The sequence below is a fragment of the Streptomyces sp. A18 genome (genome assembly GCF_059026065.1).
Genome location: NZ_JBWLKL010000022.1, coordinates 69,127 through 93,812, shown reverse-complemented (window position 1 = coordinate 93,812; position 24,686 = coordinate 69,127). Strand labels below are relative to the sequence as shown.

The following is a 24,686-nucleotide window of genomic DNA, read 5'->3' as shown; positions in this document are numbered from 1 at the left end:
CTCCCTGGCGCACTGTGCCTGTCAAGTAGGTGGGACGGGGGTCTCATTATGTGAGCGGACAAGGGACTCGACACCTCCCCCGTACGACAGCGGAGGAGCGCCCGCGAGGACCGGCTCCACGGGGCCGTGCGGCACCGGATACCGCCCTAGCGTCAGGGCGCGGCGCAGGCGGTACTCGTCCAGCGGCCCGGCGAACGCCATGCCCTGTCCGTGCGTACAGCCCATCGCGCGCAGGGCGATGACCTGCTCCGGCAGATCGACGCCGTCGGCAACGGAGCGCAGCCCCAGATCGGTGGCGATGCGAAGGAGGCCGGATGTGATCTTGTGCAGCCGCGCGGACTCGACCACTCCTTCAATGAGGCTGCGGTCGAGCTTGAGCACGTCTACAGGGAGCCTCCGCAGCGCGGTGATGGCGGCATAGCCGCTCCCGAAGCCGTCCAGGGCGATGCGTACGCCGAGCCTGCTCAGGGAGGTCAGCCGGCGCTCCAGGTCATCCAGGGGGACGCGCGGGTCGCTGTCGGCGAGCTCGATGATCAGTGCCCCGGAGGGCAGCCCGTGCCGGGTGAGGAGCGCCTCGATGGAGCCGAGCGGCATGGAGCGGTCCAGGAGCCGCCGCGCGCTGATACGGACGGCCACGGGCGTCGCATGGCCCGTGGCGCCGCGCTCAGCGGCCTGCTGGACGGCTTCCTCCAGCGTCCAGCGGCCCAGCTCGGCGGTGCGGGCGCCTTCTTGGGAGTCCGCGCCGTCGGCCACGCGCAGGAACTCGCCCGGCGTGAAGAGGATGCCCTGCGCCGAGCGCCAGCGCGCCTGGGCGGCGACGGAGGTGATGCGCCCGTCGTCCAGGGAGACCACCGGCTGGTGGAGCAGCGCGAACTCGCCGTCGTGCAGGGCGGTGCGAAGCCTCGTGGCCAGCTCCGCCTTGCGTACGACATCGGCCTGCATCTGGGGAGCGTACAGCTCGACGCGGCCCTTGCCCGCGGCTTTCGCGCGGTACATCGCGAGGTCTGCGTTGCGCAGCAACTCCCCCGCGCCGATGCCCGGTTCGGCGAAGGCCACGCCGATGGACGCCGCCACGCGCACGTCGTTGCCGTCGATCGCGTAGGGCTGGGAGAGGGTGATTCTGAGACGGTCGGCGAGTTCGCAGATGTGCTGTTCGCGTGCGGCCTGGTCGCGGGTGCCGTCACCCACGATCAGCGCGGAGAATTCGTCGCCGCCAAGCCGGGCCGCGCAATCCCCGGACCTGACGGCCTCCTGAAGGCGGCGGGCCGCCTGGATCAGGAGCTCGTCTCCCGCTTGGTGGCCGATGGTGTCGTTGACCGCCTTGAAGCCGTCCAGGTCGATGAAGAGCACGGCCGTGCCCCGGTCGGTGACCCTGCGGCCGGTGAGCGCCTGCGCGACCCTGCGGGTGAACAGGGCGCGGTTGGGCAGGTCGGTGAGCGGGTCGTGCTCGGCGTTGTGCTGCAACTGCGCCTGGAGGCGGACCCGTTCGGTGACGTCCCGACTGTTGAAGATGAGGCCGCCCTGGTGGCGGTTGACCGTGGACTCCACGTTCAGCCAGTCGCCGTCACCGGACTTGAAGCGGCACTCGATGCGGGTCGTGGGCTCTTCGAGGGGGTTCGCGGTGAGGAATCTGCGGACCTCGTGGACCACGCGGCCCAGGTCCTCGGGGTGCATGAGCGAGGCCAGTTCGGAGCCCATGAGCTCCTCGGCGTCGCGGCCGTAGACCCCTGAGGCGGCCGGGCTGACGTAGTGGAGGATGCCGTTCGGAGCGGCGATCATGATGACGTCGCTCGAACCCTGGACCAGGGAGCGGAAGTGGTTCTCCTTCTGGGCCAGTTCCTGGGTGAGCGTGATGTTGTCCAGGAGCATGATGCCCTGGCGCACGACCAGGGCGAGCACGACCGTGCCCGCGGTGAAGAGCACGACTTCGTCGACGCTGCGACCACTCAGTACGTTGTAGAGAATCCCCAACGTGCAGACGGCGGCGGCCAGATACGGCGTGAGCGCGGCCAGTGATCCGGCGATCGGCCGGGTGGCGGCGGCTCGTGTGCCCTCGGAGTCGCCGTCGTGCTCCACGCGCGCGTGCTGTGCGACGTCCGCGCGCTTGTGCCAGGGCGCCGCCCAGGGCGCGTACGCGAGGAGCAGCGATCCCGCGAACCAGCCCGCGTCCAGCATCTCGCCCGAGCGGTAACTGTCGTGCAGCAGAGGCGAGGTGAACATCGCATCGCACATGACGGTCAGCGCGAGGGCGCCGATCGCCGTGTTCACCGCCGTGCGGTTGGCGGAGGAGCGTCTGAAGTGCAGCGCGAGGACCATGCTGACCAACGCGATGTCGAGCAGCGGATAGGCGAGCGAGAGCGCGGCGTGCGCCACGCTCTGGCCTTCGAACTGCGCCGTGTGCGCGAGCGCCAGGCTCCAGGAGAGCGTGAGCAGCGAGCCGCCGATGAGCCAGGCGTCGAGCGCGAGGCAGACCCAACCGGCCTTGGTCACCGGCCGCTTGGCGAGCACGAGCAGGCCGATGATGGCGGGCGGCGCGAAGCAGAGGAAGAACAGATCGGCGAGACCCGGGCTCGGCACGGGCTGGTCGAGCACGACCTCGTACCAGCCCCACACTCCGTTGCCCACGGCCGCCATCGCGGAGGAGAGCGCGAACAGCAGCCATGCGGGTCGAAAGCGGCTGCGACGAGTGCGCGAGTAGCGGAAGCAGGAGACCGCGGCGGCTGCCGCCGCGACGCTCAGGCCGAAGTCACCCATGATCAGGGCGGCCCGGTCCGAACCCCAGCCCAGCGCGGCTCCGGTGGCGTACCCGCCGCAGACCACCAGGAGCGCGATCTGCGTCACCAGGCCCGCGTTGCCGTCGGGGGCGGGGCGCCGGATCAATGGCGCACCGGGCGGCATCTGCGCCGTCAGGCCTCCGCCGCCCTCCAGGGCGGTGGCGGGTGACGGACGGGTGCTCACCGGGCCGCCCTGGTCCGTGCCGCCCGGCCCGTCCGCCTCCCGTGACTGGTCGGCTCCGGGATCTCGGGTGCGTATCCGTCGCGTGTCCGACTGCGAGCCGGTTCGTGCGAGTGTCGTCGCCGGCGACCTCGCCGCGTCGGATCGTTCGCCCATTGGCCGTACATCGCCCGTCGCCCCCCTCGCGTCTGATGTCTCGTCCCCCGCCGCCGAACGGTCCACGGCGCAGCCCCTGTCGGGACGATACACCAGTCTCGTCACTCAGGGACATAGCTTCTCTACGCTCAGTGACTGCCCATGACGAAGTGGGCACAGGACGCACACACACAAGTGCGGAGCGTGCTCGAACGAGCCCTGGGCGACGGCGGCTTGGTGCGCTACTCGGTCGTCAGGACGACGTTGCCGAGGGGTTCCCCGGCGACGAAACGGGTCAGCTGCGCGGCGAGCAGGCGCTTGGCGCGGGGCAGGAAGGCGGAGGTCGATCCGCCCACGTGCGGGCTGATGAGCACTCCAGGAGCGTGCCACAGGGGGTGCCCCGCGGGCAGCGGTTCCGGATCGGTGACATCGAGCGCGGCCGTGATCCGGCCGCTCTCCAGTTCGGCGAGGAGCGCTTTGGTGTCGACGACGGGGCCGCGCGCGACGTTCACCAGCAGTGCGCCGTCCTTCATCCGGGCCAGGAAGTCGCCGTTCACCAGGCCACGGGTGGTGTCGGTGAGGGGCGTGGAGAGGATGACCACATCGGCGTCGGGGAGCAGCGCGGGGAGTTCGGCGAGCGGGTGCACGGGGCCGCGCTCCGTGGCACGTGCAGAGCGCGCGACGCGCGCCACCCGCGCGCACTCGAAGGGAGCGAGCCGGTCCTCGATGGCGGAACCGATCGATCCGTAGCCGACGATCAGCACGGACTTGTCGGCGAGCGCCGGATAGAACCCGGACCGCCAGTCCTCCTGCCGCTGTCCTTCGACGAATCGGGGGAGGCCGCGCAGGGACGCGAGGACGAGGGCGAGTGCCAGCTCGGCGGTGCTGGCCTCGTGCACTCCCTTGGCATTGCACAACTGCACGCCCGGCGCGAGGAACTTGAGCCCGCCCTGGACGTGGTCGATGCCCGCGGTGAGCGTCTGTACGGCGCGTACGGATGTCATCTCGGGCAGCGGCCGTACGGAGGTCTCCGCACCCTTCAGATAGGGCACCGCGTAGAACGCGCAGTCGGCCGGGTCCGCGGGGAAGTCCGGGCCGCCGTCCCAGAAGCGGTAGTTGAGCCCGGCTTCGGCTGCTCCGGGCAGGCCTTCGATCTCGTCCGCGGCAAAGGGGAGCCATACGTCTGTCGTCATGGTCAGGAGGCTAATGCGCACAGGCCGCACGTCACGTAGGGGGAGGCAGAGGTTACGTTGGGGGCCGCTCGGACTCGAGGTGGGAGGGCACGGCCAGGTGGACCGCAGGACGATCGGCGCGGCAGCGCTCGGGGTGGGTGCGGTCGGGCTCGGCTGCATGCCGATGAGCTGGGCGTACACCGGCTCGCGGCAGCGGGGCGAGGAGTCGCTGCGCACCGTGCACGCCGCGCTCGACCAGGGCTCGACCCTGCTGGACACGGCGGACATGTACGGGCCGTTCACCAACGAGCTCCTTGTGGGGCGCGCGCTGAAGGAGCGGCGGGCCGAGGCCTTCGTGTCCACCAAGTGCGGGCTCCTCGTGGGCGAGCAGCACATCGTCGCCAACGGCCGCCCCGGCTATGTGAAGCGGGCCTGCGACGCGTCGCTCAGGCGGCTGCAGACCGAGACGATCGACCTGTACCAGCTGCACCGCGCCGACCCCGAGGTGCCCGTCGAGGAGACCTGGGGCGCGATGGCCGAGCTCGTCGCCGCGGGGAAGGTGCGGGCGCTGGGGCTGTGCGCGGTGGGTGCCCGTGCTTCGCGGCGCGAGGGCAGCGGGCTGCACGAGGGGACGATCCGGCAACTGGAGCGGGTCCAGCAGGTCTTCCCGGTCAGCGCGGTGCAGGCCGAGCTCTCGGTGTGGTCGCCCGAGGCGCTGGAGACGCTGCTGCCGTGGTGCGCTTCGCGCGGTGTCGGGTTCCTGGCCGCGATGCCGCTGGGGAACGGTTTCCTCACGGGGACGCTGACGCCGGGGCAGGGCTTCGAGCCGGACGACGTGCGGGCCCGGCATCCCCGCTTCACCGCGGAGATGATGGCCGCCAACCAGCCGCTGGTGGTGGGCCTGCGCCGGGTGGCCGAACGGCACGGGGCGACACCCGCGCAGGTGGCGCTGGCGTGGGTGCTCGCGCAGGGCCGCGATGTGGTGCCGATTCCCGGGGCCAAGCGGGAGCGGTGGGCGGTGCAGAACGCGGGGGCGGCGTCGCTGGAGCTGACCGGGGCCGACCTGGCGGAGATCGCGGCACTGCCGTCGGCGATGGGCTCGTGGGACTGACGACGACGGCGGCGGGCTCGTGGGGTCTGACGACGACGGCGGGTTCGTGAGACTGACGACGGCGACGGGCTCGCCGGATCGGCGGGCTCACGGGATCGGCGGGCTCGCGGACCGACGGGCTCGCGGACCGACGGGCTCGCGGACCGGCGGTGGCGGGTGTCGGCGGTGGCGGGTTGGGAACCTGAGGGGACCGAGCGGTGTATGAACAGTAGAAGCGCTGCGTCGAAGGGAACCTGATCGTGCAACGACCTGCTGTCACTGCCGCATTGGCCGCCGCCGCCCTCGTCCTCACGGCCGGTTGCTCGTCCGGGGGCTCAGACGCGCCGGAGAACGGGAAGAGCGCCGAGTCGAGCCCTGCGACGTCGGACGGGACATCCACCGGAAAGCCGCGCGCCGGCGAGGCCCCGCCGGACAAGGGATCGGCGACGGTCACCAAGACACTCACCGAGGACCTGAAGTCACCCTGGGGCCTCGCACCGCTCCCCGGCGGAGACCTGCTGGTGTCCTCACGGGACGAGGGGACCATCACCCGCGTCGACGGCAAGACGGGGAAGAAGACCGAGCTGGGCAAGGTCCCCGGCGTCTCCCCCGCGGGCGAGGGCGGCCTGATGGGCCTGGCGCTCTCTCCGGCGTACGCATCGGACCACATGGTGTACGCGTACTTCACCACCGAGTCGGACAACCGCATCACCCGCATGCTGTACGACGAGAAGAAGCCCTCGGGCCAGCAGCTGGGCGCTCCGGACACGATCTTCAAGGGCATCCCCAAGGGGGTGGTCCACAACGGCGGCCGGATCGCCTTCGGCCCGGACAAGATGCTGTACGCGGGCACGGGCGAGACGGGCGACACGGGCCTGGCCCAGGACAAGAAGTCACTCGGCGGCAAGATCCTCCGCCTCACAGCGGACGGCGACCCGGCCCAGGGCAACCCGTTCGGCGACTCCCCTGTCTACTCGTACGGCCACCGCAATGTGCAGGGCCTGGCCTGGGACGAGGAGAAGCGGCTCTGGGCGGCGGAGTTCGGCCAGGACACCTGGGACGAACTGAACGAGATCAAGGCCGGCGACAACTACGGGTGGCCGGAGGTGGAGGGCAAGGGTGGCGAGGAGGGCTTCAACGACCCGGTGGCCCAGTGGAAGACCTCAGAGGCCTCCCCCAGCGGCATCGCCTATGCCGAGGGCTCGATCTGGATGGCGGGCCTGCGCGGCGAGCGCCTGTGGCGCATCCCGGTCCGTGGTGTGGACGGCACCGTGGAACCCCAGTCCTTCCTGGAGGGCGAGCACGGCCGCCTGCGCACGGTCGTCGCGGCGGGCGCCGACAAGCTGTGGTTGGTGACGAACGAGACGGATTCCCGGGGCACGCCGGAGGAGGGGGACGACAAGATTCTTGAGGTGACGGTGCGGTAGGGGCAGTAGGGGCAGTAGGGGCGGCCGGGCTAGTTCTCGGGCGCAGGGTCCGGGGCGGGCTCGGGGGTCGGCTTCGTCTCCGGCTCAGGTTCCGCCCCTGAGTCCGCCTCCGCCTCCGAGTCCGCCTCTGCCTTCGCCTCCGCGTCCGGCTTCGTCTCCCCTTGCTGCGGAACCCTCACCACCACCTTGCCGGAGGTCAGGTCTATCGGGCCGCGGCTCGGGTCGCCGTCGGCCACGTCGACCCGGCTCAGCTCCAGCCGCTTCTGCTCGTCGTCCGTGTGTTTGCGGCCGGGCTGGAAAAGCTCGATCGGGTTGAACACTGCGCCTCCTGGCGGCCGAGTTCCTCCTACCAGCGTAAGTGAGCGGCCCCGTAATCCACCGGGGCCCGTCGGGGGCGGGAAAGCGCAGGTCAGCCCGTTGGCCGTGCACGTTCCGCGGGGAACAGGCGCAGGCGGTGGGCCAGGGCGGCGGCCTCGCCGCGGCCCGCGACGCCCAGCTTGGCGAGGATGTTGGAGACGTGGACGCTCGCCGTCTTCGGGGAGATGAAGAGCTCCTCGGCGATCTGGCGGTTGCTGCGGCCCGCGGCGACGAGGCGGAGCACGTCCCGCTCCCGGCTGGTGAGACCGAGGGCCTCGGCGGGGTCGACCGGGGTGAGGTGGGCGCCCGCGGCGGCCTGGTCGTCGTCGTTCAGCGTGAGGCGGGCGCGCTGGGCGAGCCCGGAGACGGACTCGGCGAGGGGCCGTGCCCCGAGGCGTTCGGCGACCTCACGGGCCTGCCGCAGCAGACCGGCGGCACGCTCGCGATCCGCTTCGGCGCCCACGCCCGCGCCCGAGGTCGCGAGGAGGGATTCGGCCAGGCGGAGGCGGGCGCGGGCGAGGTCGTAGGGGCGGTCGAGGGGTTCGAGCGCGGTGACGGTGGCGGACCAGTCGGCGGGGGTGTCGCGGTCCTCTGCGCGGAGGAGCTCGGCGCGTACCCACTTCTCGTGGGCGGCCCAGACCGCCATGGGGGTGGGGAGTTTCCCGGCGGCCCGTCGGATGCTGTCGATGGCCTCGGTCCGTCCGGGCTCGGCGGCGGGCAGGCCGCGCGTCTCTGCCTCCGAGGTGGCGGCGGCGAGCAGCAGGGGCCAGGTGTAGCGCTGGGTGCCGGGCGGGAAACCCGCGGCCAGGACCCGTTCGAGCTCGCCGCGTGCCGCGGCGACACCGGCCGCGCGGTCGGGGTCCGCCGCCGCGACGCTGAGGGCGGCGGTGACCATGGGCAGGGAGTACTGCGGCATGTGGATGTGCGTGCCGTAGTGGCCGCGGGCGGTGGTCAGTTGGGCGGCGGCCTCCGTCAGGTCGCCCCGGCCGAGGGCGACGGTGGCCTGGTGCAGGGCCGCCCCGCCCCGCGGCTTGACGCTCAGCGCGCCGCGGCGGGCCGCCTCGGAGGCGTCGACCGCCTCGTCCCAACGGCCCAGCGAGACAAGGGTCTCCGCCTTGTTGACCAGGATCCAGCTCTCGGTGTCCGTGAGTCCGTACTTCCGGCAGAGCGCGAGGCCCTGGTCACCGACCTCCAGGGACTCCAGGGACCGGCCCGCGCCTTCGAGCACGGACGGCAGGTTGACATGGATGTGCGGGATCCGGGAGACCAGGCCGGGCGGCGCCACGCACCGGTCCCTGACCGCGTACATCTCCGCGAACCCCTCGTCGACGTCGCCCGCGTCGACCAGGAGGCCGCCGAGTATGAGCCGGGCGTTGAGTTCGATCTCCTCGGCCTTGACCATCCGGGCGTACTCGACGGCTCGTTGGGCCGCTGCCAGGGTCTGTGCGCCGGGGTCGTGGAGCATGCCCCAGGAGGCGACGTTCGTGAGGACCTCCGCGTGCACCTCGGACGGCGGCAGGCCGCGGACCAGCTCCTGCGCGGTGGCGATCTCCGCCCAGCCGTCGCCGCGGCCGAGCGTCGAGACGAGCCGGGAGCACTGGATCCAGAACCAGGCGGCGCGCTGGGGGTCCTTGTCGTCGTCGAGGAGGCGCAGCGCACGCTTGGTGATCTTCAGGGCGCGTTCCCGCTCGCCGCAGAGGCGGCCGGCGACGGCGGCCTCCGCCATGAGGTCGAGGTAGCGCAGGGATGTGGTGTCGGGGTCGCAGCCGCAGGGCGGGTAGACCTCTGCGTAGTCGAGGGGGCGCAGTTCGAGGCGTACGTCTTCGGGGGCGCCGTCCCACAGCTCCATCGCCCGTTCGAGCAGGCGCAGCTGCTCGGAGTACGCGTAGCGGCGGCGGGCCTCGACGGAGGCACGGAGGACGGCGGGCAGGGCCTTCGCCGCGTCGTGCGCGTGGTACCAGTAGCTGGCGAGGCGGGTGGCGCGCTGGTCGGCGGCGACGAGTGAGGGGTCGGCCTCGAGGGCCGTGGCGAACCGGCGGCTGATCCGGGAGCGTTCACCGGGCAGCAGGTCGTCGCCGACGGCCTCGCGCACCAGGGAGTGCCGGAAGCGGTAGCCGTCGCCATCGGGCGACGGCAGCAGGATGTTGGCTCCGACGGCGGCCCGCAGCGCCTCGATCAGGTCGTCCTCCGCGAGCCCCGCGACCGCGGCGAGCAGCGGATACTCGACGTTCGAGCCGCCCTCGGCGACGATCCTGGCCACCCGCTGGCTGTCCTCGGGCAGCTCTTCGACGCGTACGAGGAGGAGATCGCGCAGGGAGTCCGTGAGGCTCGCGCAGCTGCCGCCGTGCGAGGCGGCGGCGAGCTCCTCGACGAAGAAGGCGTTGCCGTCCGAGCGGTCGAAGACGTCGTCCACCAGGGACTGCGCGGGCTCGGCGCTGAGGATCCCCGCCATCTGCCGGGCGACTTCGCCCTTGCTGAAGCGGGGCAGTTCGATGCGCCGCACCGTGCGCAGGCGGTCGAGCTCGGCGAGGAGCGGACGCAGCGGGTGGCGACGGTGGATGTCGTCGGCGCGGTACGTCGCGACGACGACGAGGTGACCGCTGCGCAGCGTGCGGAAGAGGTAGGCGAGGAGGTGGCGGGTGGAGGCGTCGGCCCAGTGCAGGTCCTCCAGGGCGATGACCACAGGGCGGTCGGCGGCTATGTGCTCCAGGAGGCGGACGGTCAGCTCGAAGAGGCGGGCCATGCCTTCCTCGTCGTGCTGGGCGTCGGTGCCGCGGCGGCGCTGCGGGGCCTCGCCCAGCTCGGGCAACAGCCGGGCGAGCTCGCCCTCCTGGTCGGCGGCAGCGGCGTCCACCTCGTCGGGCAGCTGGCGGCGCAGGGAACGCAGGGCGCTGGAGAAGGGGGCGAACGGCAGGCCGTCCGCGCCGATCTCGACGCAGCCGCCGAGCGCGACGACGGCTCCTTCGGCACAGGCAGCGGCGGTGAACTCCTCGACGAGGCGGGTCTTGCCGACGCCCGCCTCGCCGCCGAGCAGCAATGCCTGCGGCTCGCCCGTGCCGGGGGTCTTCCCCTTGGCACGGGCGAGTGCGTCGTTCAGTACGCCCAGTTCATCGGCGCGGCCGACGAACACGGGGCTCACGGACCTGGTCTCCACAGCGGTGAGCATCGCACAGGGTGCGGGCCTCACGGCAGCGGATATTCCGAGGGCAGAAGAGCCCGCGTTCATCAGGCGGCCCGGGTGAAGCGGGTCCTCCACTGGCCGGTACTCACCCGCCCATCGGATGCGTGGCCGGCCGAGCGACGGCGGGCCGCCTTGGCCGCACGCACCTCGCGGAGGAGGCGGCGGTGGTCGGCCTCACGGGTGAGGTCGGCGGCGCGGAGCTGGTGCATCTCGTACTCGAACATTTCGACTCCCTGAGCTGGTGTGACGTCCGGTGTCCGGCTTCGCTTTCTGCGATGCCTTTACTTTCGTCTCCCAGGCAGGGGCGGCACATCGGGAGAGTGCCGCATCTTGAGGGGGTGGGGGGCCTTAGGCGGGTGGGAGGGGGCCTTAGGGACCTTGGGCAGACCCAGCGAGCTGCCTAGGACCCTGCTCCGGTCCTATCCGGTCCTATCCGGTCCTCAACGCAGAACGCCGGTGAGCTGTGGATTCAGCTCACCGGCGTTGCGGACACTCCATTGCCATCAACTCGTCGACGGCAGACCGAAGATCAGGTCCGAGTACTTGGCGATGGCCAGCAGCAGGCCGATGACGCCCAGGGCGACACCCGCCCAGGCGACCGACTTGATCCACGGTGCCTGCACCTGGTCCGGCGCGCCGAACGCGGGCTTGACCAGGACGACGAACCCGACGACCAGCGCGGCGAGCGCGAACGCGCCGGCGATCAGCGCCGTGATCTGCCAGGAGTCGCCGTACAGGGCCTGGATCTGGTCGGCGACGCTCGCCGACTGCTTGGTCTCCAGCTGGCCGACGATGTTCGAGCGTGCCGCGGCGACCGTGCCGAGCCAGCCGCCGGAGAGGCCGATCACACCGAGAGCGGCGGAGACCACGGCCGCGGCGCCCTGGAAGACGCCACTGGACTTGGCCGGAGCGACCTCTTCGACCACGACGAGCTCGTCCGCGTCGTCCTCCGCGTCGTCGTCATCGACGTCAACGGCGTCCTCGGACGCGGCGCCCTTCTCCACCTTGACGGCGTCCACCTTTGTGGCGTCGTCCTTGGCGGCGTCGTCCTTGGTGTCCACGACCTCCGACTCTGCGGGCTTTGCGGCCGCCTCGGCCGCGATCTCGTCCTCTGTCTTAGTTCCCATGCTCCGCACCGTACGGACGGAGTCTGAGAAGTTTCTTAACGAGCCGCGCCCCCGGCTCACGAGCCCCCCGAGCCCCCGGCATCACGCGCCTCCCGCGCCTTGCGCCACTCCGGCGCGAGCACCGACCACACCTCCATGTCGTGCCGCACCCCCTGCCAGGGGAAGGACTCCCGCAGCACCCCGTCCTTGGTCATCCCGAGCCGCTTGGCGACCGCGATGCTGGGGCCGTTCGCGGTGGACACCATCCACTCCACGCGGTGCATCCCGCGCTCGTACACGGCCCAGTCGATGAGGACCCGGCTCGCCTTGGTGATCAGGCCGCGCCCGGCGGCCGACGGCTCAAGCCAGACGCCGACCTCGCAGCTCTCCGTGGCCGTGTCGAAGATCCGGAAGAGCACTCCGCCGACGAGCGTGCCGTCCAGCCAGATGCCGTACAGGCGCCCCGTGTCGGCGGCCTGCCTGTCGGCGAACATCTGGAGCACCTCCCGCCCCGATTCGAGGTCCTTGGTCCGCACGGTCAGGGGCACCCACGGCCCGGCGTACTCACGCGCCCGCTCGATGTGTGTGAGGAACTCCTGCGCCTGCCAGGGCTCGATGGGCCTCAGCTCAGCGCCCTCGCCCAGCGATATCGCGAACATCCCGCTCCTTCAATCCGTCCGGCAACCCGTCCGGCAGTCCGTCCGGAACCGCGTCCGAGTCGTCCTGGGGGTCCAGGTCCCCTGGGATCCTCGCACCCACGACGTCCGCATTCGAACGACATTCCGGCGGCTCGATGCTGATGCGCGGCAGCCAGCGGTCGAGGCCGCGCGGCAGCCACCAGTTGGCGCCGCCCAGCATGTGCATCAGGGCCGGCACCAGCAACGTACGCAGGACGAACGCGTCGAGCGCGACCGCCGCCGCGAGTCCGATGCCGAACATCGCGATGACCCGGTCGCCGCTCAGGACGAAGGCGAGGAAGACCGAAATCATGATCACGGCCGCGGAGTTGATCACGCGGCTCGTCTCGGCGAGGCCGACGCGCACCGCCCGCCGGTTGTCACCGGTCTCCAGCCACTCCTCGTACATCCTGCTGACCAGGAAGACCTGGTAGTCCATCGAGAGCCCGAAGAGGACGGACACCATGATCACGGGCAGGAAGGGTTCGATCGGTCCGGCGGAGCCAAGGCCGAGCAGCTCGCTCCCCCAGCCCCACTGGAAGATCGCGACGACGACCCCGAAGGCGGATGCCACGGCCGCCACGTTCATCGCGGCGGCCTTCAGCGGGATACCGATGGACCGGAAGGCGAGAAGCAGCAGGACGCAGCCGAGGCCGATGACCACGCCCACGAAGAGCGGCAGCTTGCCGACGATGATCTCCGCGAAGTCGTCGTAGCTCGCCGTGACACCGCCGACCTGGACGTCGAGCGAGGTGTCGGCCTCGGCCATGGGCAGCACGTCGTCGCGCAGCCGGTCGACCAGGTCGCTGGTCCGCTCGGACTGGGGGGACGAGTCCGGTACGACGGTGATGTGGGCGGCCGTGCCGTCCGCGTCGTACGTGACGGGGCTGACGGAGGCGACGCCCTTGGCCGATTCGAGCGTGGGGACGAGGTTGGTGAGGGCGAGCCGGTCGCCCGCTCCCCCGACGTCGGTGACGAGCGTGAGCGGGCCGTTCACGCCGGGCCCGAAGCCGTCAGCGAGCAGGTCGTAGGCCTGCCGCGTGGTGGCAGACGCCGGGTTGTTGCCCTGGTCGGACGTGCCCAGGTGCAGCGAGAGCGTGGGCAGGGCGAGCAGTGCCATCACGGCGATGGCGACGCCGCCGAGCAGCTTCGGGTGCCGCTCGACGAACGCGGACCAGCGGGCGGCGAGCCCGGTGGGCAGCTCAGGGGCCGGGCCGTGCTCGTCCAGGGCGCGGCGTTCGCGGCGGCTGAGCGCGCGCGGGCCGATCCAGGACAGAAGGGCGGGCAGCAGGGTCACGGATGCGGCGACCGTGAGCAGCACGGTCAGCGATCCCGCGATCGCGACACCGTTGAGGAAGCTGAGCCGCAGGATGAGCATGCCGAGCAGCGCGATGCACACGGTGGCGCCCGCGAAGACGACCGCACGCCCGGTGGTGGCGACCGCGCGCTCGGCGGCGACGGCCACCGGCAGGCCCTGCTTGAGGCCCTTGCGGTGTCTGGTCACGATGAACAGCGCGTAGTCGATGCCGACGCCGAGCCCGATCAGGGTGCCCAGCATCGGTGCGAAGTCCGCGACGGTCATGACGTGCCCGAGCAGCACGATGCCCGCGTACGCCGTGCCGACCGACACCAGCGCCGTGGCGATGGGCAGGATCGAGGCGGCGAGCGAACCAAAGGCGAGGAAGAGCACGACGGCGGCGACGGCGACCCCGACGATCTCGGCGGTCTGCGCGCTCTTGGACTCGGTGAGGCCGACGGCGCTGCCGCCGAGCGCTACGTCCAGGCTGTCGGAATCGGCGGCCTGCGCGGTGTCGACGAGGGCCTGCGCGTCCGCCTTGTCGACGGCGTCGGCCTGCTCGTGGAAGGTGACGTTCGCGTACGCGATACGGGCGTCGTCACTGATCTGTGCGGCGCCGCCCGGTGCGTACGGACTGCTGACGGAGGCGACCGCGGGCATGTCCTCGATCGTGTCGAGGGCGTCGGTCATCGTCTGCTCGACGTCGGCCGCGCGCACGGTCGTGCCCGCTTCGGTCTTCCAGACGACGGTGTTGCTGTCGCCACCGAGGCCTTCGAAGCCCTCGTTCAGGAGCTGGGTCGCGCGGCCCGACTCGGTGCCCGGTACGTCGTAGTCGTTCGAGTACGAGGATCCGGCGATGGCCGCGGCGCTCGCGGCGCCGCCGAGGGCCACGAGCCAGAGGAGAACCGCCAGGAGTCGGTGTTGTACACACCACCGTGCGAGTGCTGACACTGACCGGCTCCCTGGGATGTTTCGTGGATCTTTATCGGGAACCGTCTTGAATGAACTGAACAGCCCGCAAAGAACGCATGAGCGACGACATAAGCGCCAGAGACACTTTGGCAGCCTCTGGAGATCGTTGGTCCCGTTCGTGTGCTTCCTCACAAGTTCACAAAAGGTGTGCGAGGCCCCATCGGGACCTCGCACACCTGGAACCGGTGATTCAGCCCGATACGCTCGCGCGTCCGTCCTCTATGTGCCCCATCAGCCGTCGCCGGAAAGCGGAATCACCCGCAGCGGTGACCTGAATGTCGTACCAGCCGTGTTCTTCACCCGTGTGCCAGGCGATCGTGCGACTGCTGCCCGCCTTGACGCGGACGGTCCGCGTCCGCTTCCTGACGTCCGCCTCGTCCACGTATCCGAGTGGCTCGACCCTGAAGGTCAGCTCCTTGCCGCCGCGGTTGGCGAGGGTGACGTGGATCTCGCGGCGGGTGATCGCCGAGGCGAGCCGCGCCGTGCCGTCCTTGCCGCCCGCGAACTCGCGCCGGAAGCCGTTCGGCCCCGTGATCGTGAAGTCGTACGCGTCCTTGGGCACCGGAACGGTCCAGGAGCCCTCGCGTACGACGTCCTGGTGCTGCGGTGCCGTGAATTCACCGGCGTACGGATAGAGCGCGAAGTGGGCGCTGGAGCGTCCGCCATTGCGCAGCCGCACCGAGAGAGCACCGCTCTCGCCCAGCTTCACGTACGCGTCGGGCTGGTAGGGCAGCGGGCGGGCGCGGCGGGTGCCCGGCTCCTGGACCGGCATGGACTGCTTCAGGGGCGGCTGCGGGGACCAGCGGCCACTGAACTCCGGGACGGCGCCCGGCTGGTCGACCTCGGGCTGCCGGTGGCCGCGCCTGAAGTCGAACGCGGAGGTGAGGTCGCCGGTGACCTGGCGGCGCCAGGCGCCGATGTTGGGCTCCCGGACGCCGATCCACTTCTCCAGGAAACGTACGACGGAGGTGTGGTCGAAGACCTCGGAGCAGACGTAGCCGCCGACGGTCCAGGGCGAGACGACGAGCATGGGCACGCGCACGCCGAGGCCGGTCGGCTTCCCGTCCCAGCGCTCCTCCTTCGCCGCGTCGCTGTCGCCGCCGGGGACGGGCGGCGGGACGTGGTCGAAGAAGCCGTCGTTCTCGTCGTAGTTGATGAAGACGGCGGTGCGGCGCCAGACCTCGGGGTGCGAGGCGAGGGCGTCGAGGACCTTGTAGACGATGGTCGCGCTGTGGATCGGCGAGGAGACGCTGGGGTGCTCGGAGTCCAGGGCGGAGGGCACCAGATAGCTGACCTTCGCGAGCTTGCCGCCCGCGACGTCCTTGGCGAACGCCTCGGCGAGCTTGCCGGTGGGCACGCGCCGCAGGCCGCGCTCGAAGAGCGACTTCTCCGCCTTCGTGAGGGTCGCGACGCCCTCCTCCAGGGTGGCGAGCAGCTTCGCGCGCTCGGCGTCGTCCTTGGCGTCGCGCACCTTGGCGTAGAAGGCCTCCATGAAGGTCAGGCCGGTCTTGGCGAGGACCTTGCGGGCGATGGCCTTGAAGGTGGTGAAGAACTCGATCTGGTTGTCGGTGAAGTTCTCCCACTCCGTGTACGTCTGCCAACTGACGCCCGCCTTCTCCAGGCGCTCGGCGTACGTCCCCCAGTCGTATCCGGGGTGCTTGCCCTCGTCGTACGCGTCGTTCTCGACGGCCCGGGTGCCGTCGGCCTCGAAGCCCGTCTTGCCGCTCCACAGGTGGTTGCGGTTGGGGCTCGTGGAGGTGTGGATGGACGAGTGGTAGGCGTCGCAGACGGTGAACGCGTCGGCGAGTTCGTAGTGCAGCGGGATGTCTTCGCGCGTGTAGTACGCCATGGTCGCGGCGGTCTTGGCGGTGATCCAGCCGTCCATCCAACCGTCGTGCCAGGCCTTGGCGCCGCCGCTCCAGGAGTGGTCGAGGGCGCCGATGTACTGCAGGTCCTTCTTCTGCGCCGCCGCGGCCTCGCGGACGGGGAAGGGCAGGACGGTGCCCAGGCCGCCCGGCTGCTCGAACACGGACTTCCCGCCGGGGAGCCGGACGGCATTGCGGTCGCCGAAGCCCCGTACGCCGCGCAGGGCGCCGAAGTAGTGGTCGAAAGACCTGTTCTCCTGCATCAGGATGACGACATGCTCGATCGAGTCGAGCCCTCCGCCGCCGGGTTTGTGCCGGTCGTCCGCCAAGGCCTGCTGCAGGGACGGCGGCAGGAACGAACCGACTGCGGCGGCGCCGAGTGCGCCACCACCGACTGCCATCAGCCGCCTGCGGGATATCTCCGGGGACACGTACGACCTCCAGTCGACGGCCAATGGTTCTCCGCTGATCCATTGGTCTGCTCGGCCGGGACGCTAGTGAAGTCGGGTATCCCTGTGAAGACTTGAGGACGAAGTCGGTATGAACGGATGGGCAGGGCGGTAGTTGGCGGGGCTCAGGCGCCGATCAGCAGGCCCGCCCACAGCGCGACGGTCGCCACTGCCAGCGCGAGGGGCACGGTCAGCACGCCGAGGCGGGTGAAGGTCCCCAACTCGGCGTCCGTTCCGTGGTCGTGCAGGATGCGGCGCCACAGCAGGGTGGCGAGCGAGCCGACGTACGTCAGGTTCGGGCCGATGTTGACGCCGATGAGCGCGGCCAGGACGGGTCCTGGTCCCGCGGGTGCGACGGCGGGCAGCAGGGCGAGGATCGCCGGCAGATTGTTGATCAGGTTGGCGAGCACGGCGGCGACGGCCGCCACGGCGAGCAGCGCGGGCAGCGAGGCGCCGTCCGGCAGGAGCCACTCGATGCCGGAGCCGAGGCCGTTGTCGACCACTGCCTTGACGACGACGCCGAGCGCGAGCACGAACAGGCAGAACAGCGGGCTCGCGGCGCGGACGAGTCCGGTGGCGGTCGTACGTTTCCGTCGCAGCGCACGGCTCGCGAGTACCGCCGCCCCGGCGAGTGCGGCCCACAGGGGTTCGAGGCCCGCGAGCGAGGTCACCACGAACCCGGCGAGCGTCAGCCCGAGCACGATCAGGGTGAACACCGGCACAGGGGCCGGTTCGGTCTCCTTGGGCTCGAGGGCGCCCGCGTCCAGATCGGCGGCGAAGTACCGCCGGAAGGCGACGTACTCGATGCCGATGGCGACCAGCCACGGCAACGCCATGAGCAGCGCGAACCGCGTGAAGCTCAGACCGCTGGCGGTGAGGGCGAGGAGATTGGTGAGATTCGAGACCGGCAGCAGGAGCGACGCCGAGTTGGCCAGGTGAGCGGTGGCGTAGACGTGCGGGCGCGGCCGGGCCCCGACGCGGGCGGCGGTGGCGAAGACGACCGGCGTGAGCAGGACGACGGTGGCGTCGAGGCTGAGCACGGCGGTGATCGCCGCGGCAACGCCGAAGACCCCGCCAAGGAGCGCCCTGGTCCGTCCACCGCAGAGCCGGGCGACGAGATCCCCGGCGGCGGCGAACAGCCCGTCGTCAGCGCAGAGTTGTGCCAACACGAGCACGGCAGCGAGAAACCCGACCACGGGCAGCAGACTCTGCACCTCCGCGAGCGCGTGCTCCGGCGAGACGGCCCCGACCCCCACGACGATCCCGGCGGCGGGCAGCGCGGCGGCTGCCTCGGGCCACTGCTTGGGCCGTATGACGGCGAACGCGAGCACAGCGAGAAGCAGGCCGACGGAGAGGATCTCGGCGGTGACGGTGTTCAGGGGACGCTCCGTGGCCCGAGTGGTTCAAGTGGTTCGGCGGGGCGGACGCTCCACAGCGTGAGCCGCGGCGGTCGCGGGACTTGGCGGCAGGAAAACCACGGCTCGACCCGGCCGGTCAGCGCCTCGCGGAAGCACGCCCGCGCGCGTTCGCGACGCGAGCCGACACGGAGGCGACGACGAGCAGCGCCCTGCCCCCACTTGATCGCTCCGGGGCAATCGGGTTGGCGGGCGGGAAAGATCCGCCGCGAAGCGGCGGTTCAGGCTCGGGCACGCGCAGGGCGACGCACCCGCGAAAGGTACGCCGCCCTGGATCCCGTACGAGCCGGAGAGGCTAGCCCTCCACGCCCAGCTTCTGAAGGATCAGTTCCTTGACGCGGGCCGCGTCGGCCTGGCCCCGGGTCGCCTTCATGACCGCGCCGACCAGCGCACCGGCCGCCGCGACCTTGCCGCTGCGGATCTTGTCGGCGATGGCGGGGTTGCCCGCGATCGCCTCGTCCACCGCGGTCGTCAGGGCGCCCTCGTCCGAGACGACCTTCAGGCCGCGCTTCTCGACGACCTCGTCCGGCGTGCCCTCGCCGTTCAGGACGCCCTCGAAGACCTGGCGGGCCAGCTTGTCGTTCAGGTCGCCCTTGGCGACGAGCTCGGCAACGCGCGCGACCTGCGCCGGGGTGACCGGCAGCTCCTCAAGGGCCTTGCCCGACTCGTTCGCGGCACGCGCCATCTCGCCCATCCACCACTTGCGCGCGGCGGCCGAGTCGGCGCCCGCCTCGATGGTGGCGACGATCGGGTCGACCGCACCGGCGTTCAGGATCGACTGCATGTCGTGCTCCGAGACGCCCCACTCCTCGCGGAGGCGGTTGCGGCGCACGCGCGGCATCTCCGGGAGACCGGCACGCAGTTCCTCGACCCACGCACGGGCCGGGGCGACGGGGACGAGGTCGGGCTCCGGGAAGTACCGGTAGTCCTCGGCGTTGTCCTTGATGCGGCCCGACGTCGTGGAGCCGTCGTCCTCGTGGAAGTGACGGGTCTCCTGGACGATCGTTCCGCCGCCGTTCAGGACGGCGGCGTGACGCTGGATCTCGAACCGCGCCGCACGCTCCACGGAACGGAGCGAGTTGACGTTCTTCGTCTCCGAGCGCGTACCGAACTCCTCGCGCCCGTGCGGACGCAGGGAGAGGTTCACGTCGCAGCGCATCTGGCCCTTGTCCATGCGGGCCTCGGACACGTCGAGCGCCTTGATGACCTCGCGCAGCTCGGCGACGTACGCCTTGGCGACCTCGGGAGCCCGCTCGCCCGCACCCTCGATCGGCTTGGTGACGATCTCGATGAGCGGGATGCCCGCGCGGTTGTAGTCGAGCAGCGAGTGCGAGGCGCCGTGGATACGGCCCGTCGCGCCACCGACGTGCGTGGACTTGCCGGTGTCCTCCTCCATGTGGGCGCGCTCGATCTCCACGCGGAAGACCTCACCGTCCTCCAGCTGGACGTCCAGATAGCCGTTGAAGGCGATCGGCTCGTCGTACTGAGAGGTCTGGAAGTTCTTCGGCATGTCCGGATAGAAGTAGTTCTTCCGGGCGAAACGGCACCACTCGGCGATCTCGCAGTTCAGCGCGAGGCCGATCTTGATGGCGGACTCGACGCCGATCTCGTTGACGACCGGCAGCGCGCCGGGCAGGCCGAGACAGGTCGGGCAGGTCTGGCTGTTGGCGCCCTGCTTGAGCTCGGTGGAGCAGCCGCAGAACATCTTGGTCTTGGTGCCCAGCTCGACATGGACCTCGAGGCCCATGACGGGGTCGTACGTCGCGAGGGCATCCTCGTACGACACCAGGTCAGTCGTGACAGTCACGGTGAAACTTTCCCTCTCAACCCAGCAGGACGTCGTCGTCGCCGAGCTTCTTCAGCTCACGAAGGAGCAGAGCGAGGCCGGTGGCGATGGCGGCGGCGGAGACAGCGGCGTCGATGAGCCGGAGCGTGTCGTTGTCCTTGCGGGCCATACGGGCCTGCTTGACGACGGAGACCGCGCCGAAGGCGGTCGTGGCGATCGACAGGTACGCGCCGGGCTTGGACTTCTTGAAGCCCTTGGCCTTGGCAGTCATGGGACTCACAGTGACGGTGCCTCCTCAAGCAGCGGGTGCCCCCACCTTTCCACGAAGGCGGCCTCGACGGCAGCGCCCACCTTGTAAAGGCGTTCGTCCTTCATGGCCGGGGCGATGATCTGCAGACCGACGGGCAGGCCGTCCTCCGGCGCGAGGCCACAGGGCAGCGACATGGCGGCGTTGCCCGCCATGTTCGACGGGATGGTGCACACGTCCGCGAGGTACATCGCCATCGGGTCGTCGGCGCGCTCGCCGATCGGGAAGGCGGTGGTGGGCGTCGCGGGCGAGACGATCACGTCCACCTGCTCGAAGGCCTTCTCGAAGTCCTTCGTGATCAGGGTGCGGACCTTCTGGGCGCTTCCGTAGTACGCGTCGTAGTAGCCGGAGCTCAGTGCGTACGTGCCCAGGATGACGCGGCGCTTGACCTCGTCGCCGAAGCCGGCCTCACGGGTCAGCGCGGTGACGTCCTCGGCGGACTTCGTGCCGTCGTCGCCGACCCGCAGGCCGTAGCGCATGGCGTCGAAGCGGGCCAGGTTGGACGAGCACTCGCTCGGCGCGATCAGGTAGTACGCGGAGAGCGCCAGGTCGAAGGACGGGCAGTCAAGATCGACGATCTCGGCGCCGAGCTCCTTGAGCAGCGCCACGGACTCCTGGAAGCGCTGGACGACACCGGCCTGGTAGCCCTCGCCGGCGAACTGCTTCACGACGCCGACGCGCATGCCCTGTACGGAGCCGTTGCGCGCCGCCTCGACGACCGGCGGGACCGGGGCGTCGATGGACGTGGAGTCGAGCTCGTCGTGCCCGGCGATGACCTCGTGCAGCAGAGCCGCGTCCAGGACCGTGCGGGCGCAGGGACCGCCCTGGTCGAGGGAGGACGAGAACGCCACCATGCCGTAGCGCGAGACGCCGCCGTAGGTGGGCTTGACGCCGACCGTGCCGGTGACGGCCGCGGGCTGGCGGATGGAGCCGCCGGTGTCCGTACCGATGGCGAGCGGGGCCTCGTACGAGGCGAGGGCGGCGCTGGAGCCGCCGCCGGAGCCGCCGGGGATGCGGGTGAGGTCCCAGGGGTTGCCGGTGGGGCCGTACGCGCTGTTCTCGGTGGAGGACCCCATGGCGAACTCGTCCATGTTGGTCTTGCCGAGGATGACGACGTCGGCTTCCTTCAGCTTGCGCGTGACGGTCGCGTCGTACGGCGGGATCCAGCCCTCGAGGATCTTCGAGCCGACCGTGGTCGGTACGCCCTCGGTGGTGAAGATGTCCTTGAGCGCGAGCGGGACGCCGGCCAGCGGGCCGAGCTTCTCGCCGTTCTCCCGCTTGGCGTCGACGGCGCGGGCCTGCGCGAGGGCACCCTCGCGGTCGACGTGCAGGAAGGCGTGCACCTTCTCGTCGACGGCCTCGATGCGGGCGAGGTGGGCCTCGGTGACGGCGACGGCCGTCAGCTCGCCGGACGCCACCTTGGCGGCGATGTCGGCGGCGGTGAGCCTGATGATGTCGATCTTGCTGTCCGTCATGGTGGGTTAGTCCTCCCCCAGGATCTGCGGCACCTTGAAACGCTGCTGCTCTTGGGCCGGGGCTCCGGAGAGCGCCTGCTCGGGGGTGAGCGACGGACGGACCTCGTCCGCGCGCATGACGTTCGTCAGCGGCAGCGGGTGGGAGGTCGGCGGTACGTCTTGGTCGGCGACCTCGGAGACGCGGGCTACCGCGCCGATGATGTCGTCGAGCTGTCCGGCGAAGTGGTCGAGCTCCTCGTCCTTCAGCTCAAGACGTGCTAGGCGGGCGAGGTGGGCGACCTCCTCGCGCGTAATGCCAGGCATGCGGCGATCCTCTGGGGGTGAGTGTGTGGTTTGTGGCCCAATCCTATGGGGCCGCACCCCGTGCGCGTGAAACGGATTGTCCCGGCACGGGCCCGGACGGGCCCGGACCGTCGCCCCACCCCCGGCGGACGGCCGCTCCCGCGGCTACTTCACGGCGTCCGCCTCCGCGGCCGCGCGAGCCGCCTCGGCCTCTTCCGCGGCGACGTCCACGGGCCTGCGCCAGCCGCGGGATCCCCGCGCCCGCAGCCAGGCGGTCGTCTCGTCCGGCGGCATCGCCGCGGCGACGAGCCACCCCTGCACCGCGTCGCATCCCAGGTCGCGCAACCGCTCCCACGTCTCGTCGTCCTCGACGCCCTCGGCGACGACGAGCAGCCCCAGGGAGTGCGCGAGGTCGACGGTGCAGCGGACGATCTCCGCGTCTTCGTTGTCGACGGCCAGGCGCGCCACGAACGACCGGTCGATCTTCAGCTCGCTCACCGGGAGCCGCCGCAGATGCACCAGGGACGAGTACCCCGTACCGAAGTCGTCGAGCGACATCTTGACCCCGTGGCCGGTCAGGCCCGCCAGGGTGTCCGCGGCCCGCTGCGGGTCCTCGAGCAGGACGTGTTCCGTTATCTCCAACTGCAGTGCCCCTGCCGGTACTCCGTGCCGGGCGAGGCGGGCCGCGACAGCTCCGGCGAAGCCGGGCGTGTGGACGTCGCGGGGTGACACGTTCACCGCGACGGGGACCTTGAGCCCCATCGCCTGCCACTTCGCCACCTGGCCGAGGGCCGTCTCCAGGACGTACTCCGTCAGGTGCGGCATGAGGCCGGACGACTCGGCGATGGCGATGAACTCGTCCGGCGGCACCTTCCCGCGCTCGGGGTGCACCCACCGCACCAGTGCTTCGAGCCCCGCCACCCGCCCGTCGAACTGGACCTTGGGCTGGTAGTGGAGCTCGACATCACCCGCGTCGAGTGCCCGGCGCAGGTCGCCCAACAGGCCGAGCCGGTCCGGGGTGTTGGAGTCCCGCTTGGACTCGTACACCTCGACCCCCGTGCGGTCCCGCTTGGCCTGGTACATCGCGACGTCCGCGCGCCGCAGCAGGCCCTCGGCGTCCATCGCGTGGTCGGGGAAGACGGCGAGCCCTGCGCTGGCCTCCAGGACCAGCGTCAGGCCGTCGAGATCGAGGGGCGAGCCGAGGGCCGCGACCAGCGAGCGGGCCACTCGGGTGGCGGACGTCGTGGAGTCGGCGACCGGCAGCAGGACGGCGAACTCGTCGCCGCCGAGCCGTGCGGCCTCCGCGCCGCGCGGCAGGGCGAGCCGCAGCCGGTCGGCGATCTGCAGGAGCAGCCGGTCGCCCGCGAGATGGCCGAGGGTGTCGTTCACCGAACGGAAGCGGTCCATGTCGATCAGCATCAGGGCGGACCGCGCCCCGATCCGCTCGGCGTCGTCCAGGGCCGTCCAGGTCCGCTCCAGGAGCCACTGCCGGTTGGGCAGGCCCGTGAGCGGGTCACGCAGCTGCTCCTCGGCCCTGGCCCGCGCGATCCACAGCGTCGAGTCGAGCGCGACGAGGGGGATCGCGAAGAGTGGCAGAAGGATGGGCGTCGAGGCCGCGACCACGCAGATCAGCGGGGCGATGCCGAGCAGCGCGACGCCGACGAGCCCCTGTCTGACCAGGGCGGTGCGGGTGACCGTGGGCAGCGCGCCGGTGCGCGGCGCGTGGACGTACCAGAGCAGGACCCGGGTGACGACGAGATAGGCGACCGCGGCGAGGGCCACTTCGGGGGCCGAGTACAGGTCCCAGGTCTCGGGCAGCCAGGGTGACTGCGGCGAGGGCGCCGTGCCGAACGCGGCCATGGCGAGCGCGCCCGCGCCGATGCCGAGGATGTCCACGGCACCGTGCAGGATGCCCTGGCGCCAGCGGTGGCGGCGCGCGATGCCGACCAGGACGACGACGGTGAGGCTGACCATGCCGGCGGGTACCCAGCCGTACAGCAGGAGAACGGCGACGGTGAGGGCGCCGCCCGACCCGGTGCCGCCCCACCAGCGGTCGCGGCCGAGCGCGACGAGGTGGCCGACGATGAGGCCCGTCAGGACGGCGAGGGACCAGCCGACCGTGCCGGAGGGGAACAGTGCGCCGCGTCCCGTGAAGGCGTGGAAGAAGCCCGTGCCGAGCACCACCGCGGCGATCGTCACGACGGCAACCGGAAGCACCGGCCAGGGGTCGCGCTCGTCGGCCGGGTCGTCCGGGCCGTGCGCCTCGGCACCGCGCCACAGCGTCCTGCGCCGCCCGTCCCCGCCCGGCTGCGCGCCACCGGACACCACCGCGTCCCTGCCGCCCGCTGCCTCGCCCACGCCGAGCTCCTGCGTGCCGTAGCCTCCGACGGTGCTCCAGGCCCGTTCGCGTCGCTCGACTGCGGTGCTCGGGACGGCGGGGCGCCCGCTCTCGGCCTCGCGTGTCTCCCGTGCCGCTCTGCGTCCGCTGAGCCACGCGCCCGGTCCGCGCCGCAGGCGCGCGCGCAGCCGGGAGTCCGGTGCGGCGCTCTCGGTCGGTTCCATTCCCGTCCCTCTCACAGCCGGCGGTGCCCACGCCACGCGGACTCGCTCCAGAAGTCAGCCGCGTCTGACTCTCCTTCCCCATGCTCCCGATGAGCAGGGGATACCCCAATCGCAGCGGGGCACGGCAGGCGCACACCTCAACAGTAGGCCGCAGAAGGCTTCTACGGGCAGCGGTC

Annotated in this window: 17 protein-coding genes; 2 read left to right on the top strand and 15 right to left on the bottom strand. The window is 71.2% G+C overall.

From position 1 onward, the window contains the following. Nucleotides 1-21: 21 nt before the first annotated feature. Nucleotides 22-2,958 (bottom strand): putative bifunctional diguanylate cyclase/phosphodiesterase, encoded by a 2,937-nt coding sequence (locus AC5P1C_RS28420; protein ID WP_493868791.1) that lies wholly within the window; start codon nucleotides 2,956-2,958, stop codon nucleotides 22-24. Between the two features lie 374 nt (nucleotides 2,959-3,332). Further along, nucleotides 3,333-4,283, bottom strand: a complete 951-nt coding sequence (locus AC5P1C_RS28415) for a 2-hydroxyacid dehydrogenase (RefSeq protein ID WP_493868790.1) — start codon at nucleotides 4,281-4,283, stop codon at nucleotides 3,333-3,335. A 97-nt stretch (nucleotides 4,284-4,380) separates the two neighbouring features. Between AC5P1C_RS28415 and AC5P1C_RS28410 the strand changes: the two genes are divergently transcribed. After that, the gene (locus AC5P1C_RS28410) at nucleotides 4,381-5,373 is read left to right on the top strand and encodes an aldo/keto reductase (protein WP_493868789.1); all 993 of its coding nucleotides are present in this window, start codon (nucleotides 4,381-4,383) and stop codon (nucleotides 5,371-5,373) included. Nucleotides 5,374-5,606: 233 nt separating this feature from the next. Continuing rightward, nucleotides 5,607-6,779, top strand: a complete 1,173-nt coding sequence (locus AC5P1C_RS28405) for a PQQ-dependent sugar dehydrogenase (protein WP_493868827.1) — start codon at nucleotides 5,607-5,609, stop codon at nucleotides 6,777-6,779. Nucleotides 6,780-6,808: 29 nt separating this feature from the next. Here AC5P1C_RS28405 and AC5P1C_RS28400 read toward each other — a convergent pair whose 3' ends face one another. The 13 genes from AC5P1C_RS28400 to AC5P1C_RS28340 all read right to left on the bottom strand — a co-directional run bounded on the left by AC5P1C_RS28400 (nucleotide 6,809) and on the right by AC5P1C_RS28340 (nucleotide 24,510). Further along, nucleotides 6,809-7,099, bottom strand: coding sequence for a DUF6191 domain-containing protein (locus tag AC5P1C_RS28400; RefSeq protein WP_493868788.1), 291 nt, complete (start codon nucleotides 7,097-7,099; stop codon nucleotides 6,809-6,811). An 89-nt stretch (nucleotides 7,100-7,188) separates the two neighbouring features. After that, nucleotides 7,189-10,302 (bottom strand): helix-turn-helix transcriptional regulator, encoded by a 3,114-nt coding sequence (locus AC5P1C_RS28395; RefSeq protein ID WP_493868787.1) that lies wholly within the window; start codon nucleotides 10,300-10,302, stop codon nucleotides 7,189-7,191. 59 nt (nucleotides 10,303-10,361) lie between these two features. Next, nucleotides 10,362-10,541 carry a hypothetical protein gene (locus AC5P1C_RS28390; RefSeq protein WP_493868786.1) on the bottom strand — a complete coding sequence of 60 codons (180 nt, stop codon included), beginning with the start codon at nucleotides 10,539-10,541 and terminating at the stop codon, nucleotides 10,362-10,364. Nucleotides 10,542-10,820: 279 nt separating this feature from the next. Next, nucleotides 10,821-11,444 carry a hypothetical protein gene (locus AC5P1C_RS28385; RefSeq protein WP_493868785.1) on the bottom strand — a complete coding sequence of 208 codons (624 nt, stop codon included), beginning with the start codon at nucleotides 11,442-11,444 and terminating at the stop codon, nucleotides 10,821-10,823. Nucleotides 11,445-11,500: 56 nt separating this feature from the next. Continuing rightward, on the bottom strand, nucleotides 11,501-12,082 hold the full coding sequence (locus tag AC5P1C_RS28380; RefSeq protein ID WP_493868784.1) for a GNAT family N-acetyltransferase: 582 nt from the start codon (nucleotides 12,080-12,082) through the stop codon (nucleotides 11,501-11,503). Next, complete coding sequence (locus AC5P1C_RS28375) at nucleotides 12,051-14,348, bottom strand: MMPL family transporter (RefSeq protein WP_493868783.1); 2,298 nt, start codon at nucleotides 14,346-14,348, stop codon at nucleotides 12,051-12,053. Before AC5P1C_RS28375 ends, AC5P1C_RS28380 begins: the two co-directional genes overlap by 32 nt. Before the next feature lie 211 nt (nucleotides 14,349-14,559). Then, the gene (locus AC5P1C_RS28370) at nucleotides 14,560-16,665 is read right to left on the bottom strand and encodes a phosphocholine-specific phospholipase C (RefSeq protein ID WP_493868782.1); all 2,106 of its coding nucleotides are present in this window, start codon (nucleotides 16,663-16,665) and stop codon (nucleotides 14,560-14,562) included. A 143-nt stretch (nucleotides 16,666-16,808) separates the two neighbouring features. Beyond that, nucleotides 16,809-18,062: an SLC13 family permease gene (locus AC5P1C_RS28365; protein ID WP_493868826.1), complete on the bottom strand. Its 1,254-nt coding sequence runs from the start codon at nucleotides 18,060-18,062 to the stop codon at nucleotides 16,809-16,811. A 331-nt stretch (nucleotides 18,063-18,393) separates the two neighbouring features. Further along, nucleotides 18,394-19,905, bottom strand: a complete 1,512-nt coding sequence (gene gatB / locus AC5P1C_RS28360; RefSeq protein ID WP_493868781.1) for an Asp-tRNA(Asn)/Glu-tRNA(Gln) amidotransferase subunit GatB — start codon at nucleotides 19,903-19,905, stop codon at nucleotides 18,394-18,396. Between the two features lie 16 nt (nucleotides 19,906-19,921). Beyond that, on the bottom strand, nucleotides 19,922-20,155 hold the full coding sequence (locus AC5P1C_RS28355) for a hypothetical protein (protein WP_160507363.1): 234 nt from the start codon (nucleotides 20,153-20,155) through the stop codon (nucleotides 19,922-19,924). Between the two features lie 5 nt (nucleotides 20,156-20,160). Further along, nucleotides 20,161-21,666: an Asp-tRNA(Asn)/Glu-tRNA(Gln) amidotransferase subunit GatA gene (gene gatA, locus AC5P1C_RS28350; protein ID WP_493868780.1), complete on the bottom strand. Its 1,506-nt coding sequence runs from the start codon at nucleotides 21,664-21,666 to the stop codon at nucleotides 20,161-20,163. 6 nt (nucleotides 21,667-21,672) lie between these two features. Beyond that, on the bottom strand, nucleotides 21,673-21,969 hold the full coding sequence (gene gatC, locus AC5P1C_RS28345; RefSeq protein WP_016642027.1) for an Asp-tRNA(Asn)/Glu-tRNA(Gln) amidotransferase subunit GatC: 297 nt from the start codon (nucleotides 21,967-21,969) through the stop codon (nucleotides 21,673-21,675). Between the two features lie 144 nt (nucleotides 21,970-22,113). Further along, on the bottom strand, nucleotides 22,114-24,510 hold the full coding sequence (locus tag AC5P1C_RS28340) for a putative bifunctional diguanylate cyclase/phosphodiesterase (RefSeq protein WP_493868779.1): 2,397 nt from the start codon (nucleotides 24,508-24,510) through the stop codon (nucleotides 22,114-22,116). Nucleotides 24,511-24,686 lie beyond the last annotated feature (176 nt).